This window comes from Catenulispora rubra (assembly GCF_015356825.1).
GTDB classification, from domain to species: Bacteria; Actinomycetota; Actinomycetes; order Streptomycetales; family Catenulisporaceae; genus Catenulispora; species Catenulispora rubra.
Genome location: NZ_JAACYW010000256.1, coordinates 1 through 16,807, shown reverse-complemented (window position 1 = coordinate 16,807; position 16,807 = coordinate 1). Strand labels below are relative to the sequence as shown.

Genomic DNA, 16,807 nt, shown 5'->3' with positions numbered 1-16,807 from the left:
CCGATCCGCAGTCGTTCCAGCTCGCGTTCGGCCTCGCCCAACTGCTGGGTCAGCGCCGCGATCTGCTCCCTGATTCCGTCGGCCCTCATCTGCGCTGCTTGTTCGCGTGCCTGCAAAACCTCAAGCAACGATCCCATCCCGGCCTCCCCGCCCCGAGCGAGCCAACGGAATCCAGAATAAATAATAAACAGTGACCCAATCGGGCAAACCGGTGAACTCCCTTGGCCCCTTACCCCGCCGAGGCTGCCCACCACGGCGGAACGTCCCGCGGCCTGCGGCGCAGCCACGCACGCCGCCCGCCGAGCGGCGGCACCGAACCGGCTGGAGACATTCAGATTGCCACGCCGGCCTTCCGCATAGGCCGGATTATGCGGAGGCTGTTACGCCCACAAACCGGGCGGCCTCGAACCGCATTCGGTAAGGGGCGCCATCCCAACTACGAACCGACCTCGATTCGATCTCCCTGAGCATCATCTGCACCCATGATCCGCCAAGGCGGATAACGATCGAAGAGTTCGAGGATGCGCGGCTGGTGCAGTTGAGATGCGTTGGTCGAGATGTGCAGCATCATCCCGAGCTCGGCAGCGAGGCCGTAAGCCTGCACGAAGTCCGGGTCGATGGTCGGCTCACCGCCGGTGATCTGAAGGAACAGAACGCCTGCATCGCGCATCGTCTCGAGCAGTTTGGCCTTGCCCTCCCACGGCAGGCCTTCGAACTTCTTCAGCGCGAGGTAGCAGTGCTCGCAGTCCCAGTTGCAGCCCAGGTTGATCTCCCATGAGGCGCGCCCAAAGCCTCCGCTGGGCAGGGGCGAGGGCGCCCGCAACAGGATCACGTCGCGCAGTTGCAGCTGGTCCAGATCTATATCGAACGCTGTCTTGATCGGGCCGATCAGTTCCGGCGGACACCGGTCAGACTGCGCCAGTTCGTTGAACAGGGTGGACGGCAGTCGGAGCCCGGGCTTGCCGCCGGGTTTGACGATGAAGTGCCCGCCGAAGAATGGCGCGGCGATCAGCTGGTGCACTGCCTCTCCTTCACGACGTACTGCGCGAGCTCGCCGGTGAATTCCGGGTCGCATAACCATTCGATGTTCCGCCCGACCTCGTAAACCTCACGGCGGTCCTCGCAAACAGCGCGTTCTTCGTCCCGGTCGGGCTCGGGATCCTGACGATGCTGGTCGGGGTTCACCATCCGCCCTTCCTCTGGGTGGTCGTTCACTGGAATGCGGGCCGGGCGCGCCGGTGCCTGCGGTTGCACTGGCTGGCCCTCGCCTCGCTCCGACGGCGTCACCTCGCCGAAGCGGCCCGGCCCGCTGTACGGCTCAAGCGGAGAAGGGGCACCTTCTCGTTCGCCGGAGCCAGTACTGAGCGTGCCTCAACGCCGTATCGGCAGAAGAGGCCATCGCGGTGGTCAACGTGTAGCCATGGCTGTAGCCATTCGCGCCGTATCTGCCCGATGACCTGGACGAAGGCCGGACTCTTCCGTAGTTGTCACGCTACGCTGGGCACATGAGTGTCGGTGTGCTGATAAAGCAGCAGCGCGACCTGCTGAACCTGACGCTTGAGGAAATCGCGGATCAGATGATGGCCGTCATGAATCGCGACACCCTGACACGCCACGATGTGTGGCGATGGCAGGAAGACGAGGTGACGCCACGCTACTGGCTGCCGGCGCTGGCGCAGGTACTCAGATCGACGTCGAAGTGCTCCGGACCGCGGCCCGGAGACAGCGAACCCGACAAACAACCACAGCCAGCAACACCGAAGTCGCTGGCAGAGCTGACACAGACGACGCCGACGCAGTAACCGCCTACTCTGCGCGCGAGCTGATCACACGCGACCGGTGGAACGACACCATCAGGACCGCACGTCACACGTTGTGGCTGTACGGGATGGCCGAATACCGCTACGCCCTCGACATCGAGGTCCCAGTCATCCTCAAAGAGGCCGCCGGCAGCGGCTGCGAAATCAAGGTTCTACTTCTGGACCCGGCCTTCTCTGGCATCGTTGGCATCGGCCGAGACGAGGGAAACCCGGAAGGCGCACTGGCAACCCGCATCACCGCCTCGCTCGCCCGCTTTCACGCGATGCAGCAGGACTGCGGCGCGGCCATGCAGCTACGCGTCTACGCCGCTCCCCCGACCACGAGCATCGTCCGGGCCGACGAGCACCTGATCGTCACCCCCTACGTCCGGTACCTCGCCGGCCGCAGCTCGCCGACCCTGGAACTGCGCCGCACCTCCGACGGAGGCATGTTCGACCGCTACACCCGGCACTTCGACAGCGCCTGGAACCGAGCAAGGGATTGGACACAGTGACAGCGAACAACGACACTGCAACCGGCACTGTCGAGCACGGCAGCATGGCGGACGCCGAGCTCTTGAACACCGAGATCCTGCTCGCCAAGCCCAAGCGGGTCGTGCGCGAAGACCTCCGCATGCCCGACGGCCAGGTCATCGACTGGTATTTCATGGACACGCCCGCCAGCGTGATGATGGTCCCGATCACCGACGACAACCAGCTGGTGTTCGTCCGCCAGTACCGGCACAACCTCAAGACGCACTGCCTGGAGCTACCCGCCGGCGCCGTCTCGGCCGGAGAGGATCCGGCGGATGCGGCGCTACGCGAGCTGGAGGAGGAGACCGGCTACCTGCTGGCCGGCGGGGAACAGCTGCTTCCGCTGGGCCGCTTCTACTCCCTGCCGTCGGAGACGAACAAGTACACGTACTTCTACTTCGCGCGCGTCACCAAGCACCACGAGCCCATCCTGGACAACGAGATCGAGCGCTACTTCGACATGAGCGTCCTGACAGTCCCGGTGGCGGAGGCGTTCAAGCGGGTCGGGACGGACATCGACGGCATGGAGACTGTCGGGGCACTAATGCTCGCCAGACAGCACATCGCGGTCGATTGAGTACCTCCCGACTACCAAACGGTTTGGTCCCGGCTTGACCAGGCCAGTCCACTCTCGCGGACTGGCCGCACAACGACCGAGCACCCCAGCTTCTGGGCCCAGACGACAAGCGCAATCGACCGTGGCGGTACAAGGCATAGCTCCCAGCGTTGGATCGAGTCTCGGCTTACGCCAACGAGCTCGCCGAGCCCAGCCTGGCTGAGACCCAGCGCGACGCGGCGGTTCCGCAACGGCCGAGTCAGCCGCCGCTGCTCGAAGGATTCGCGGCCCTCGCCGACCCTCGGACGTGTGATTTCTTGCCGCAACAAGCCGCTTTGGCTCACGATCGCCAGCCGATAATCCAGCGCACGGGACCACTGAATCAGATGCTGCAGGGTGGGCTCTTCCACCCGGGTCTCCCACTCGGAGATCGCCCTTCCTCGAACTGGCAGGGGCGACGACAGCGCGTTCCGGGAGAGCCCGGCGTCTTTGCGCGCACGCTTAAGATCAGCGACGATGCGGGCGTAGGTCAGTTCCGCCGCACCGTCGATGAGCAGTGCCCCTGGCGAGCCCGGCACGAGTCGAGGCCGCCGTCGACGCGATGGCTGCGGCGTTCCACTTGGCCGATTGATCGAACTGGGCGAGATGGCCGGCACGCAGTGGCTCGCTTCTTCGGTCGTGACTCCCAGTCGGTGGGCGGGGCTATGCGTCGGTCCAGCCAGAGCGCCAGGGGCCGAGGCGAGCATGGCAGCAGGAACGAGCTCGGCTGTCGTCGGATTCATTGGGGCCTTCCCTGAGCGAGCTCAGCGAGCAACGGTGAAGGAGTTGTTGATGATCGGGTGCTGCTGGTGACGACGGCAGCAGGGATCGGGATCTCAGCCCAGACGCCACGGGCGTTGCGGTCGCCGAGGACTCCCCAGGTCGACGACAAACCGGCGACCATGGCCAACCCGCGGCCGGCTTCGTCCTCACAGTCATCGACGCTTCGGACCTGGGGCTCAGTGGCTCCGCCGGCATCATCGACCCGTACGCGCCACCGGTCGGTGAAGACGGCCAGGTGCAGGGTGAACGTGCCGCCGGGCAGACCGCTGGCTGTATGTCGAATGGCGTTCGTGGCGAGCTCCGATGCCACGAGCACTACGTCGTCTGCGCCTCGTGATTCGCCCAACATATGCTGAGTCCACACGCGCGCTTCGTGGACGCATTCCCTGCTAGCGGGGAGGGTGATCGAGTAGTAGGGCATGGCTCATTCCTCGGCCTGAAGTCGAGCCCGAATTGTGGCTTCGAAGCACCGCCGCTGACGCTTCGAGATGTTCCGACAGCCCCGCCCGTCCTCGCAGCCGTAGACGTCCTGGACGACTGACCACTCCTGGTCCACGACCTCGAACCGTTCACCTGCGCAGGCGATGTGGCGGTAGCCCTCACGGACCTGCTGGACAGCAAGGTCGACCGCTCTTGTCTCCGTTCCCTCGCCGAGCAGCCCTCGTAGCTGGCGTCTGACTTCGCGTTCTGTCCCTCGGAAGACTGGGGTGACGCCTGTGTTCTGCTCATTCACAACGCACCGTTCCTCTGTCTTACCTGGCACTCCGACCAGGTCGGATGTCGCAGGCTTTTGATTCGGCCACGGTCAGCGTCGCGTGGTTTTCAGCACCCGGATATGCGGGTTTATGACATGGTGGTCCCGGCAAGAACGCTGACGGTATCTGGAGGGGTTACAAGGAGTAGTCGTGGCCGGTGGTGAGGTGAGGCGCTGCACTGGATGTCGCGCGCTGCTGAGCCAGTACAACCGCGGAACGCGCTGCGGAGCCTGTAGCCGGGATGCGCGGCTGGCCGCCGCACCAGAGCTGTGGGCGACCGCTCAAATCGCCGAGGCCCTGGCGAAGTGGGATGTGGGCACGGTGCTGCGCCTGTACCGCACGCACACCGGGGCACGGCAGATGACGCTCGCTGCTGCGTTCAAGGTCGATCAATCAGTCATCAGTCGTCTGGAAAATGGACGACGGGGCGTCGCGGATCGGCGACAGATTCTGGAGATCACTCAGAAGCTGGGTGTCCCAGACTCTCTGCTCCCTGCGTTGCCCGCCCAGGAAGACGTGGTCGTTCAGCACGGCGCCTTGTGGTTGCCGTCCGTTGACGAGGTGCTGTCCAGGCTCGGCCTGCTGACCGGCGTCGATGTGAACGTCCGCGTGGCCGACATCGCGGCTGACGAAGGACCCGAGTCCGTTCTCGACGTGCTGCTCGCATGGGCGGACAGCTCGCAGGGAGACGAGGTGGCTCGGGTCGATCGGACGGGGCAGCGCGTTGCTTCTGCCGACGTGCAGACGTTGTCCATCATGTCGGAGGCGTTCGCTGACGCCGATCATCGCCTCGGCGGCGGTCATGCCCGCAGCACGGTGGCACACTACCTATCCCACGTTGCTCTCCCGCTCGCGTCGGCCGGCAGGTACACCGATCATGTCGGCCGGCTTCTGTTCACTGAGGTCGCTCGTCTCGCCGATGTCGCGGGGTTCATGGCGTTCGATGCGGGCCAACAGAACCTCGCTCGTCGCTACTTCGCCTGCGGCCTGCGACTGGCGAAGGCCGCCGAGAACTACGTCCTGGCCGCGCACATCCTGACCGATCTGTCGATGCAGGCAGTTCACCTCGACCATCCCGGATCCGCAGTCGCCACCGCACAAGCAGCGATCGAAGCGGCCGTTATGGGGAGCTCGCCGACGACACTCGCCCGGTGCCACGCTGTCGCCGCGCGTGCCGCTGCGTCCGCGAACGACCCCATGGCAAGCGATCGACACCTCGTCCAGGCCGAGCGTTTTCTCGATCGACGCTGTGGCTCCGATGAGCCGAGGTGGATCTCGTTCTTCTCGGTACGTCAGCTCACTGTCGAGGCGATGTACGCATCGCGCGCCCTGGGACGTACCAGCTACGTGCAGCGTCACGCCGACGCGGCGCACCTCGACGAGGCAGCAGTCGACGCGATGCCACGGCGCGACGTTCTGGCCAACACCACGCTCGCGATGTCGTACCTGCAGCCCGACCACACCGACGTGGAGCACGCATGCGCGGTCATGACCGGCTGCCTTCCGCTGATCGGACAGCTCACGAGCGCCCGAGCTCAGGCCGCGATCGAACAGACCCGCCGACGTCTGGCAGACTTCAGCGCCAACGCCGCCGTCAAAGAACTCGACGCGGCATTCGCACTTGCTGGCGGCATCGACGGCTAGGAGCACGGCGGCTTGACGAACGACGACGACCTTCACGCCCAGCTCGTCGCGGCCTGCGCCAGCACCGGAATAGACCCAACCGATGCGCGCCTTATCCACCACTACAGCAACGCGATCTATCTTCTGCCCGCCGCCGACGCGATCGTTCGCATCACCGTCGGGCCGGCGGATCTGGAACAGGTCAGGCTGACCCAGACCGTGACCCGCTGGCTCGCGCGATCCTGCGGATACCCAGCAACGGCACCGCTCGGAGCCGTAGAACCCGTGCCGCTGGCGTCCGGATCCGTAGCCAGCTTCTGGGAATTCCACCAGCAGCCCGCCAAGCTGACGTACTCCTCAATCGATCTCGCCTCGCTACTGCGCCGACTGCACGAAATCGACGGCGACACCGTCCCGGTCCCCCTTCCACCCTGGGTCCCCTTGACCTCGTTGGAAGGTGCACTCAGCGAGTACATCCCGGAGACTGCGCTGACCGGCGATGAGGTCGCCTGGCTCAAGCAGGAGATCATCGAGGTGCGCGAACGGCTCGCCAGCGTCGAGTGGCAGCTTCCTTCGGGCCTTGTTCACGGTGACGCATGGGCAGGGAATCTGCTCGCGGACAGCCGCACCGGCGGCCTGCTGCTCAGCGACTGGGATTGGGTCAGCAGCGGCCCCCGAGAAATTGATCTCGTACCAACCTGGCACGCCGCACGAAGATACGGCCGCGACGATGCCTGGAAAATCGCGTTCGCGCACCAGTACGGTTACGACCTAACCGACTCCCCCGGCTACGAAGCGCTCATGCACATGCGGGACATGATGCAGCTCACTGGGCCGCTCCGCCGGGCCCGCACAGACCAGCGATACTTCACCTTCCTGCGACAGCGAGTCTCAGCGATTCGCGCAGGCGACCGGTCTTCTCAGTGGTCCACACTCTGAACAAATGGACCTGGGCAGTCGACGGGGACTTCGGGCTGGGAAAAGTCAGATTGCCTGCATTCGGGAACCCGAACGGGTGACGAAACCCTGTGCGCCCGGAGGGCCAGCGATACGACGGCACGGCCAAAAACAGGCCGTCACCATACGGAGTCGCTACGGCCGTCATCACACCGTCATCACACGGGGCCGTTTCAACGACTTTACGGGTCGACTCGACTCGAGTACTCGAGTCGAAAAAACGTAAAACCCCAGGTCAGCGGGGCTTCCTGGGGTTCGACTTCAGTGCCCCCGGCAGGATTCGAACCTGCGACCATCGGATTAGAAGCGCCGAGGTCGTCAGCACACTTCCTGTCACGTAAGGCTAGACTAGTTCACTTCGTGCCAGCCTGTCCGCATCCATCAAGCTGACAGTGTCATCAAGTGCCAAGGACGGGTGATCTGGTTCAGAGCCTACCCTGGACCACCCCTGGACCACCCCTGGACCACGTCGCCGACCTGAAGATCAAAATGTACAGTAGATTTCGATACCGAACCGCTGCGTTTAGTCTGAAGTTGACTCTTTCGGCGTGCCCCACCAAGTCCCGTGATGGTGGAATACCCTGTTCCAGCCATCGACCGAACCATCGGCCGGCACCGCTACAAGCATTGCCTCCGCCGTCTCGCAAACAGCACCGATCTGACCTACGGTCAGACCCCTGCATGTCCACAATAGCTCAGCCATCTCGTCAGCCAGCGGATCACTACCGAGCCCGGTCCCCGGAAGATCACCTCCCACGACTGCGGCAAGGTCCCGGACGGGAATGCCGAGGACTGTCGCAAAGCCCGTGAGCAACGTCGGTGAAAGCGGCATGACTCCGTTGGCGATCGAGCGAAGATCTGAGTGCGACAAAGCGACCGTTCCATGAGTCAAGGCCCCCAGTACCCACAGAACGGAATCCAGAGAGTAGAGGTTGCGATTGTCTCGCAGCATAATTATCAACATTTCACCGAAGCTGCCGACTCTCTGGTCGCAGGCACGTAGCGGCGGACTGTTGTCAGCAGCATAACTCGCCTGCGGCAGCTCGCGCATAATCAAGTCGTGAATTCGATCCCGCTGATCCGGCGGGAGAGCAACCATAATGTGAATTAGCCTCGCGAGCTCAGATCCCGCTGCCGTTTCACGAGGTACATCCCGCTCCAGCACCGGAACGCCAGACATCACGCAGAGGTCAGCGACACGGAGACCGAGGGCTCTTGCGAGTCCATGCAGCTGGTCCGGCGTCGGCATCAGACCGCCGACAACGGAATACAATTCCTCCTCCGAAACCGCCGACGCCGACGCAAGCCATCCAATATCCGCGCCCCGACTTTCAAGCAGCCGCACCAACAATACACCAAAATGGGGAATTGCCATATAATCATCCCAGATCAAAATAGCGAGCTTTAAAAAGTGGCCGATATATACCGACGAGCACCAGAAGTGTGAAATAAGACGCTGACCGACCGGCCGTCACGGACCACCTGGAGAGTTTCCCATCCGTGACCAACGCTCAAAGTACACGGTATTATCGTCGACTGTCAGACCCCAGTCGCTGAGGGCCTGTTTCGCGACATCCCCCAATGACGCATAGTCGGTTTCATTGTATGCGGGCGCCCAACTACCAGGCCGCAAGTGACCCGAGGTATTGGTGATCCGAGTGACTCGCCCTCCCGCAGTCACCTCAAACTCGCCAGCAAAAAGCACTGCCTCGTTCTCCGCGAGCGACGTGTGTCCGGGTAGTGGAACATCGAACGGCGTACTGTCGTAGAGGTCTGTGTTCATTGCACGAACCGAGCCATCGAGCCTCTTCACGAAGATATATTTACCAGGGGTAACATCGGCCGCCGAATCAACGACTTGGTCCGGCGTAAACGCAACCTGCTCGTCTGCATCGACGCCACCACGCTTGGGCCGCCAGACGTACGTCGGCTTGATCGGGCACGAAATGGTGTTGTGGACGAGGACCGGAGCAGTACCAGCGACGACATAATACGTGTGAAGTCCGTCGACAGTCAGGTCATAGGTGGGCATCGAGGACACATAGTTGCGGACGGCGACCACTGACACCACTGCCGACCTGTCGGTTTGCAGTCGGTCGCCTGGTCTGAGTTCGGAAGCGTTGACGAAGTGCCCGGCGGTCAAGTCGTAGTACGGGTGGTTTTGGGTTCCAGTGATGTCCTTCGGCCCCGTTGACGTACTGACGGTTATATCAGTGAACTTGGTATCGGTAAGCGTTCTGTGGACCACATCGACCTTGTGGAGTTCGGTGGCTCCGCCAGGCTGCGCGTTCTCGATCTTGTCGCCGACCTTGACGTCTTCGATCGGCTTCGTTGTGCCGTCAGCCATCAGAACGCGCGTATCCGGCGCGAAGCTGTGGCAATCCTCTGCTGACCTTGCAAGGATCCGCTTGGCGGCGTCGCGGATTCCGCCGGCAAGGAGGCCTGCGTCCCTGGCTTTGCTGACGCCCGTGACGATGGTGACGACATCGAGGAAGTTCGATGTGCTCTCCATCTGTTTCTTGGTGGCGATCCCGTGGGTCGAGATGAAGGTGTCGTAGTAGTCGGTGAGCGAGATCGGCGGCGTGGAGATCTGCCCGGTTGGTGCGTTGGCTCCGCCACTGGTGATGGTGTGGTCCACGGTTGCAGTCGCACCTGCGGAGATGATCTGGTTGATAGGGGTGGCTTGAAGGACCGAGTCTCCTTGTTTGGCTATCCAGTGACCGACGCCGGCCGCCGTGCATGCCCAGCTGCACTCTTTGATGGGATATGCCGAAGCGTCAAGGCAGTCGTCTTCGCCGGTGCAGGGGTTGACATAGTTCGGTGAGTAGCCGGCGAAAGGGTCGACGTTGACGGCACGGATCAGGCCTGAGGGGTCCGAGGCATTGATCGGATCGTTCGCGGCGTAGGCATAGCCGCCGATCGTCTGAGGATCGCCTGCCGAAAAAACCGGGTCAGCGGAGATGAAGCGGCCGGTGTCGGGGTCGTATTTGCGGGCGCCGATGTCGACGAGGCCTGTGGTGGTGTCGGTGGTTTTGCCGAGGAAGGTGTGGTCGTCAGGAAACTTTTGGTTCCATTGGCCGGTGGTGTTGACCGTGCCGCGGGGAGTGTTGAAGGGGGTGTAGTCGCGTCGCGCGGTGACCGCCTGGTCAGCTCGGACCTGTCCAGTGCTGTCGGTCGGCGGGCTGGCCAGGACCGTGGTGCTGGCGGTGCCCTGGGTGTTCCCGGCCTCGTAGGAGACAGTCGGGTTGGCACCGCCGGATTCGACGATGGTAGGGCCGCCAGGGTCACTATAGTAGCAGTTGCCGGTAATCGTCTGCTTTGAGTTGTTCAGGTAGATCTCGCTGTTGCCCAGGTACAGCGTGGTGGTGTTGGCGTCGCGGCGGATGAGCTGGTTGCCGTCGGCGTCGTAGACGTAGGCGGCGTCTGCCCCGGATCCATCGCTGTCGGCGATAAGGCGACCTTCGGTATCCCACTGCAGGTTTTGTGTGGGCGTGCCGTTGACGGCGCGTATCTTAGTGTTGCCCGCGCTGTCGTAGGTGTACTGGGCGCTGGCGGTGCCGTTGATGGAAGCGCTGGTCAGGGTGTGTGGCTGCGCCGTGACACCGTTGGCGGTGACGCCATAGGCGTAGGTGTGGTTCACCGTCAAGGTTCCGGCCGTGTTGTATTCGGCCATCGCCGTGCGGTTGCCTGCCGGGTCGACTGTGTACTGCTGCCAGTACGGCGCCGGGCCGCCGATGTTTCCGGCGGCGGGGGCTGTGTGGGCGCAGCCGCCCAGTGCTCCGGGGACGAGGCTGGTGGGATCGGCGGGATTGGCGGTACCAGTAGCGTTGTTGACCGAACCGAACACTGTTCCAGTCACGTTTCCTGTATCGGTCCAGGCGGTCGCCAGACGGCCGGCGTAGCCATACGTGAAGCACTGGGCGTCGGTGGCCGGGGTCGCCGAGACCAGGCCGTTGGAGATGGACTGGGCGGTGCCCTGGTTATCGACTTCGGCGGTGATCTGTCCAGCCGGGTTGTAGGTGTAGGCGGTGGTGTCGATCGGGGCGTTCCACGCCAGCTGCGAGATGGTGGTGTTCGCGACTCGCTGCGTCGCGGGGTCATAGGTCGTGTCCGCCACGACCTGGCTGGGATAGTCGCCGAGCACACGCCGCTGAATGAGCCCGTACGGGGAGAAGGCGGAGTCGGTCAGCAAGTCGGCATAGTTGTCGCCCGAAGAGATCAGCAGACCGTTGTAGTTGTAGCCGTAGGTCAACGTATTCGCAGCCAGGCCACCCGTGGCCGGGTTTCCTGCGGCTGGCAGGTCACTGCTGTGCAGCAGCCCGGTCATTGCCGTGTAGTGGTTGGTAGTTGTGTATGTCCCGGCCAGTGCGCCGTTACCGTCCCCGCTCGGAATGGTGACGCTGGTGCCCAGCGGCCTTCCATCCGGATCGTAGCCGGCGACGGAGACCATGTAAGGCGCGGAGGCGCCCGGCGTGTAGCGTTTGGACCACGCGGTGAGGCCCAGATTGCCCTTGCCGTCAGAGGCGGGCGCCGGCGCGGGCGGGGCCGCGTCGTAAGTCCACGACGCCAGTTCGGTTCCAGAGGCGTTCGTCCCCTGGTACTCCACGGTCTTTCGGCCCAGGAAGTCCAGGCCGAAGTACAGGGACGTGCCGCGGGAGTCGGTCGTGGTCCGGATGTCGCCGACGTTGTCGTACGTGAAGTGGCTGGAGCCGGTATCGGGGTCACTGCTTTCAGTCTTGCGCCCCAGCAGGTCGTAGGCTGCCTGCCAGACCGCACCGTCAGCATCGGTGACTTGGTTTTGCCGACCGGCCGCGTCATAACCGTAGGAGGTAATGTCAACGTTCTTGGTGTCGACCTTGGTGGGATCAGTGCTCGCCCACGGCACAGCGGTCGGGTCAGTCGAATGGTACGTGTAGACGGCGCGTGTCAACCCTCGAGCGTCAGTCACGGTCGAGGTCCGCACGCCGCCAACTGGCGGGATGACGTCGGAGCGGTCGGCGCCAGCATAGCTTGTGTGGCTACGCCACAGCTCTGTGGAATTCGACAAGGTCAAGACATCAGTGGTACGTCCTAGCCCGTCGTAGTACGTCTGGCTTTGGTGCAGCTCCGATCCGGTCGGCGTCCACATTCCGGAGCCGGGTGGGTGAGAGCCGTCATAGTAGGGCCCTGAAACAATGTTGGTCCGACCGACGGTGTCATAGTTGGTGTCGGTGACTACGCGTCCCGGGTCGTCGCTAGAAGGCAGCGTCTGCGTTTGCCGCGTACGGCCGAGAGAGTCGAAGTAGCTGACGGACGGCAGGTAACTGCCGTTGTCGCGCAACGTGTCTGTTTCGACGGTCGAAGGCTGCGAAGTACTGCCGGGGGTGTGACCGTATATGACGTAGCTGGTTCGGGAATCGGGCTGGTTTGGGTAGGTTGCTTGGGGGTGGTCTGGTCCCCACGCGGCGACAGTGCGGCCAAGCGCATCATACGTCGTGTGGGTGACACGCCCGTTGACGTCGGTGATGTCGTTGTACCCAGCGGTACGGGACGGGTCCGCGGTGGTGGTGCTGGTCCATGCGGCGCTGGGATGGCCGGTGCCCGGGTCCGGGCCTTCAGTCTTGACCAGGACCGGCAGCTCCATCGCCTGCTGGGAGCCGGCTGTTGGAGCGTAGGCCGTGGAGGTGGTGGCGTTGAGTGCGTTGGTGTTGGTCAGCGTCCGGCCGTAATTGTCGAACGTGGCGGCGGACTGCATAAGCCAACCGCCCGGCACTCCGGAAGCTTGTGAGGTCGCGGCCTCAGTGCGGGTAGCATCGCCGATCGTGACCGGGCTAGGGAAGTTTGTGGCGTTGTCGTAGAAGGTGCGAGCTGACGACAACACGGTGCCGTTGAGCGGACTGGTCGTCTCCAACGCGAGGACAAGGCCGGAATAGACAGCCCCGAGATTGGTGAAGTTGCAGGGAGCAGCCTGCTGGACCTGCTCGCTCGCGCGATTCATCCACAGATACACCGGAGCGGAGATCCACGACGGCTGGGTGGATGCAGAGTATGCGCTGTACGAACAGGTCTCCGGCGTGCTGTCCCCGGGTACAGCGCCACCACCCTGCAGCACCGGGGCCAGCTTGTCGGTCAGAACCAGCCGCCCGCCCTCGGCCTCGTTGTAGTAGTTGAGGCTCTGAGTGATCCTGGTCCCGCCGGACGCGAGAGGTGCGGCAGTGATCGTCTGAGCGGTGCCCAACTGGCGGGACCGCAGCGGCGGAAGCAGATCGCGGGCATGCGTGGCCTGCGGATCGGACTTCCAGGGCTTGGTGACCGTCGTGATCCAAGCTGAACCTCCGGCGCCGGTAAGCGTCTGCGTCTCCAGCGGGAATCCGGCCAGCGCGTTGTCGTCGACAGTAGGAACACCGCTGAGATCATCGGAAACCGAGACCCCAGGGCAGTCGGCACCGCCAGTGCCACAGGAATGCGTCGTCTCCGCGGTCTTGTCCGGGTCCTGATCCATGCCCCGCAAGAACTGGGTGACGCTCTGAGTCTGCGGATGATTCACATCACCCGGCTGCCCTACTGTCGTGGTGACCTTTGCGAAGCCCCGGTACTGGTCGTAGGTACGTGACGCCGGGTCGGTAACCAGGTCTGAGTCGTTGGAGTGCCAGGCCGCACCCTGGGTCGTATCGTAGCTGTAGTTGGTGACGACGTTGTTCGAAGTACCCGTCTCGTCAGCAACCATGACCGAGGTGACAACATACTTCTGGAACCAGTCGGTGATCGGCGCGGACGTCCCCGGTGGGGTCCAATATTCCTGGAAGCACAGCTGATGGTTGTGCCAGTCCACTGACGCCGGCGGTGCGGTACAGCCAAGTGGAGCGAAGTTGGACTGGCCGGTGGTTGTATTCAACCTGGGGTCGTCGTAGCCGACAGTGGTCGCCGCACCCAGCTCGTCGTAGATCGTGCCCATCCGCTCCCGCTGGAAGCCGGGCAGGTTCTGGTCGCCAGGCGGAACCACCACGCCGGGCACCCGCTGGTACTGATTGGCCGTCGGGATGAACTGGACGTCAGGCAACGTGGCCTGGTTCGCCGTCCCGTTCTCCTTCGCCGCCGGACAAGTCAGCGATCCCGAGACCATCGCCGAGGCCGCACAATGCCGGATCGCCGCGAGCCACATCAGCGACCCGGTGGTTGCGGTGGTCGTGTCCAGGTTATGGAACTGGTCGAACAAGTCGTAGTGGTCGACCGGCTTGTAGGTACCACCGAGCGCGACCTCAGTATCGATCGACGCGAGCCGCCTGGTGGACCAGAACGTGGGAAAGGTGTTGGTACACGACGTTGCAGCCCCCGAGCAGGCTTGGTCCGTCGGAGTGTCCAGCATCCCGCCGCTGAACGACTGACCAAAGCCCACCGCGCCGCAGCCTGGCGGACCCGCCCCGTTAGATCCGCCGACGGGGTTGGCACTGTAGACGTCGTCGGCGTTCGGGTCGACGCAGCGGTTGGCGGTGTTGAACAAGACCTTCGCCGCCGGTTCGTGGCTCAGGTTCGGCGGCGGGTTCTGGTTGATCGTGTCGGATCGCTGCCAGCCATAATCGATCTCATTGAGCACTCCCCCACGGTCATAAGCCACTGGGACGCTGTTGGTACCGTGCCCGTAATAGCCAATCTCCTTGATGTAGGAGTATTCGGTCACGTTCCCGTGCGGATCGACGACGTAGTCCAGGTTCCAACGCCAGGCCTGCATGCAGTTGGCAGTTATCGCTGTGGCCGGGTTCTTGCATAGGGTGTTGTTCGGATCGTTGAACACTGGCTCAGTCCAGGCCGAATCGGACTCCGGGCCCTTACCACTCACCCCGCCCGCATCCACCGGGAACTGATCCGCGCCGAAATAGGCGGTGGTCCCATCAGGGGTGTGCACCCGGTAGAACTCACCATTGGAGGTGCCGTTGTTCACCGCACCGGTCAGCCGGTCGATCTGCGTCCCGTCGTCGGTGGCCAGCTTGAAGTGGGTGTAGCTGGTATCGGAGTCGTCGTACACCAACTGCCCGCCGTGGCCCTCGAACGACAACGTCAGGGCCGGTAGCTGGTTGCCGTTGGCATCCAGCGCAAAACACGACTCCGAATTGTTCGCGAAGGCGGTCGGTTTGGCCTTGGAACAAGGGCTGTAGGATCGCTCGATGAACCCCGGCGAGTAGTCCCAACCGTCACCGATCCAGGATGGCTCGCCGTTCTCCGCGGTGGTTTTGCCGTCCACGGAGCCCGAATCATACGACAGCGCCACCGTCGGGGCACCGGTACCGAGCGAAGGTGGGACAGTGATCGGGTAGCTGTACTGGAACGACCCTGCGTTATTGCCAGAAGACCACGAGTTCGACGCGGACAGGCTGGTAGCGGTGTATGTTCCCGTGGGGCCGGAGGATGCCGAGGTGGCGGCGAGCACCAGAGCAGGCGCAGCCGCATTCGACGCAGGATCGGCGGCATTCCTCGACGCTGGCAGCGCGACGTCGGCGATGAGTTGTTGATGGATCCAGTCGTGGGTGAACCTGATCGGGGTCTGGGTTTTGCAAGCGGCGAGTTGCGGCGTGGTCAACGCACATGCCGGCAGCGACACCAGTTCCAGGCGGTCGCCGTAGTCCCCGCCAAAAGCTTGGGCGAAAGCCGAATAGTCAACGGCCACATCGGCCGCACCCGGCACCGTCTGCCCGTCAGTACGCGCGACCGACACGACCACGCCGTTGGCGCCGGCGGCAATGGAATGTGCACGATCTGCGACCGTGACCCGCACCGAGGCCGGGGCTACGGCACTGCGCACGTCGGCGGATCCCAGGGCGCCTGCCGACGCGGTACCGACCAGCACTGGGGTACCGGGCACTCGCGACAGAACGCCAGACGACGTCGTGGCTGCCAAGGCACCAGCGGCTTTCGCAGACGGCAGCGAGATGTCGACGGTGGCGGCGGCGGGAAACACCGGTGGCGTGACCGTGGCGCCCTTGGGCATCGTCGGTGCCTTCACCGGCTTGGCCGTCCACGCCTTGCCCGGCGTCGACGCCCCCAAATCGAGCGCATGGCCGTTGTATTTACCCGGCTTCGGCGGCCCGCCGAGTTTGGCCCGTGCGCCACTGGAGTTCGCTGTAAGAACACCCAGCGACAGCGCCGCGGCGGTCAGCCCTCCCAGCGTCCGCATCACCGCGCGGCTACAGCGTCGGCGGTTCGAGCCGACACGATTCCCAGCCAAGATCTACTCCCGCCCCGAGGCCTCGCGCACCGCGCAGACCACCCATCGAAGATCTCTTCGAAACGAAGCGGACGCTAGCAGCCCGAAGCGGTTTAGACCAGAGCCCTGATGGACCGCCATCGAGATATTTCTTATCTGGCCAATGACAAATCATTGAACGCGCAGCTCACAAGGCTTCTTCCATCAGCCCCGCAACACAGTGTCGGCGGCAGGTTTGGGTAGATCTCATTCTGGATAGCGAACCAGAGTTCTCACACACGGGCTTTTCAAGGATTCACGGCTCGAAGCCTTCGGTTTGGCCAACTGAATCGCTACAGCGTGGGAACGCGATGACTCAGGAGGGGAATCAATGAGCACCATCAGACCCAAACCCCGCAGCGGCCCTACAGGCCGAGCCAGACCGTCACGAGGCCAACGCTGGTGGATCGCGGGCGCCACCGCGCTGGCGACTGTGCTCGTTCCGGTCGCGACCGCCGTCCCGACCTCGGCACATGCAGCCGACCCGACACCCCACGCTGCCCCGCCCGCCGCAGTTCACAGTACGCAAAGCAGTCCCCGGACC

At 63.7% G+C, this 16,807-nt stretch carries 11 protein-coding genes; 5 read left to right on the top strand and 6 right to left on the bottom strand.

What is annotated here, in order from left to right; translation table 11 throughout:
- Positions 1–436: 436 nt before the first annotated feature.
- Positions 437–1,021 carry a radical SAM protein gene (locus GWK61_RS42305; RefSeq protein ID WP_194917600.1) on the bottom strand — a complete coding sequence of 195 codons (585 nt, stop codon included), beginning with the start codon at positions 1,019–1,021 and terminating at the stop codon, positions 437–439.
- Positions 1,009–1,188: a hypothetical protein gene (locus GWK61_RS42300; protein WP_194917598.1), complete on the bottom strand. Its 180-nt coding sequence runs from the start codon at positions 1,186–1,188 to the stop codon at positions 1,009–1,011. The genes GWK61_RS42305 and GWK61_RS42300 overlap by 13 nt, the downstream gene beginning before the upstream one ends.
- 317 nt (positions 1,189–1,505) lie before the next feature.
- Between GWK61_RS42300 and GWK61_RS42295 the strand changes: the two genes are divergently transcribed.
- From GWK61_RS42295 to GWK61_RS42285, 3 genes are all read left to right on the top strand, one after another.
- Positions 1,506–1,802, top strand: coding sequence for a hypothetical protein (locus GWK61_RS42295; RefSeq protein ID WP_194917596.1), 297 nt, complete (start codon positions 1,506–1,508; stop codon positions 1,800–1,802).
- A gap of 86 nt (positions 1,803–1,888) precedes the next feature.
- Positions 1,889–2,314: a DUF5919 domain-containing protein gene (locus GWK61_RS42290; protein WP_194917594.1), complete on the top strand. Its 426-nt coding sequence runs from the start codon at positions 1,889–1,891 to the stop codon at positions 2,312–2,314.
- A complete protein-coding gene (locus GWK61_RS42285; RefSeq protein WP_323748004.1) occupies positions 2,311–2,910 on the top strand; it encodes an NUDIX domain-containing protein in 600 nt (199 codons plus the stop codon). Before GWK61_RS42290 ends, GWK61_RS42285 begins: the two co-directional genes overlap by 4 nt.
- Before the next feature lie 11 nt (positions 2,911–2,921).
- Here the strand turns inward: GWK61_RS42285 and GWK61_RS42280 are convergent, their stop codons facing one another.
- Both GWK61_RS42280 and GWK61_RS42275 read right to left on the bottom strand, forming a co-directional pair.
- A complete protein-coding gene (locus tag GWK61_RS42280; protein ID WP_194917604.1) occupies positions 2,922–3,635 on the bottom strand; it encodes a helix-turn-helix transcriptional regulator in 714 nt (237 codons plus the stop codon).
- A gap of 32 nt (positions 3,636–3,667) precedes the next feature.
- The gene (locus tag GWK61_RS42275; RefSeq protein WP_194917593.1) at positions 3,668–4,132 is read right to left on the bottom strand and encodes an ATP-binding protein; all 465 of its coding nucleotides are present in this window, start codon (positions 4,130–4,132) and stop codon (positions 3,668–3,670) included.
- 484 nt (positions 4,133–4,616) lie between these two features.
- On the opposite strand from GWK61_RS42275, the gene GWK61_RS42270 reads away from it, so the two are divergent.
- Both GWK61_RS42270 and GWK61_RS42265 read left to right on the top strand, forming a co-directional pair.
- Positions 4,617–6,110, top strand: a complete 1,494-nt coding sequence (locus tag GWK61_RS42270; RefSeq protein WP_194917591.1) for a helix-turn-helix domain-containing protein — start codon at positions 4,617–4,619, stop codon at positions 6,108–6,110.
- A gap of 12 nt (positions 6,111–6,122) precedes the next feature.
- Positions 6,123–7,028 (top strand): phosphotransferase, encoded by a 906-nt coding sequence (locus GWK61_RS42265; protein WP_194917589.1) that lies wholly within the window; start codon positions 6,123–6,125, stop codon positions 7,026–7,028.
- 541 nt (positions 7,029–7,569) lie between these two features.
- On the opposite strand, the gene GWK61_RS42260 is transcribed toward GWK61_RS42265, so the two are convergent.
- Positions 7,570–8,439 (bottom strand): hypothetical protein, encoded by an 870-nt coding sequence (locus GWK61_RS42260; RefSeq protein WP_194917587.1) that lies wholly within the window; start codon positions 8,437–8,439, stop codon positions 7,570–7,572.
- Positions 8,440–8,517: 78 nt separating this feature from the next.
- Positions 8,518–16,194 carry an RHS repeat-associated core domain-containing protein gene (locus GWK61_RS42255; protein ID WP_194917585.1) on the bottom strand — a complete coding sequence of 2,559 codons (7,677 nt, stop codon included), beginning with the start codon at positions 16,192–16,194 and terminating at the stop codon, positions 8,518–8,520.
- Positions 16,195–16,807 lie beyond the last annotated feature (613 nt).

What these genes read in the sequence shown, in the direction of transcription:
- GWK61_RS42300 (WP_194917598.1), bottom strand. Translation starts at nt 1,188, where the DNA reads ATGGTGAACCCCGACCAGCATCGTCAGGATCCCGAGCCCGACCGGGAC.
- GWK61_RS42295 (WP_194917596.1), top strand. Translation starts at nt 1,506, where the DNA reads ATGAGTGTCGGTGTGCTGATAAAGCAGCAGCGCGACCTGCTGAACCTG.
- GWK61_RS42290 (WP_194917594.1), top strand. Translation starts at nt 1,889, where the DNA reads ATGGCCGAATACCGCTACGCCCTCGACATCGAGGTCCCAGTCATCCTC.
- GWK61_RS42280 (WP_194917604.1), bottom strand. Translation starts at nt 3,635, where the DNA reads ATGCTCGCCTCGGCCCCTGGCGCTCTGGCTGGACCGACGCATAGCCCC.
- GWK61_RS42275 (WP_194917593.1), bottom strand. Translation starts at nt 4,132, where the DNA reads ATGCCCTACTACTCGATCACCCTCCCCGCTAGCAGGGAATGCGTCCAC.
- GWK61_RS42255 (WP_194917585.1), bottom strand. Translation starts at nt 16,194, where the DNA reads ATGCGGACGCTGGGAGGGCTGACCGCCGCGGCGCTGTCGCTGGGTGTT.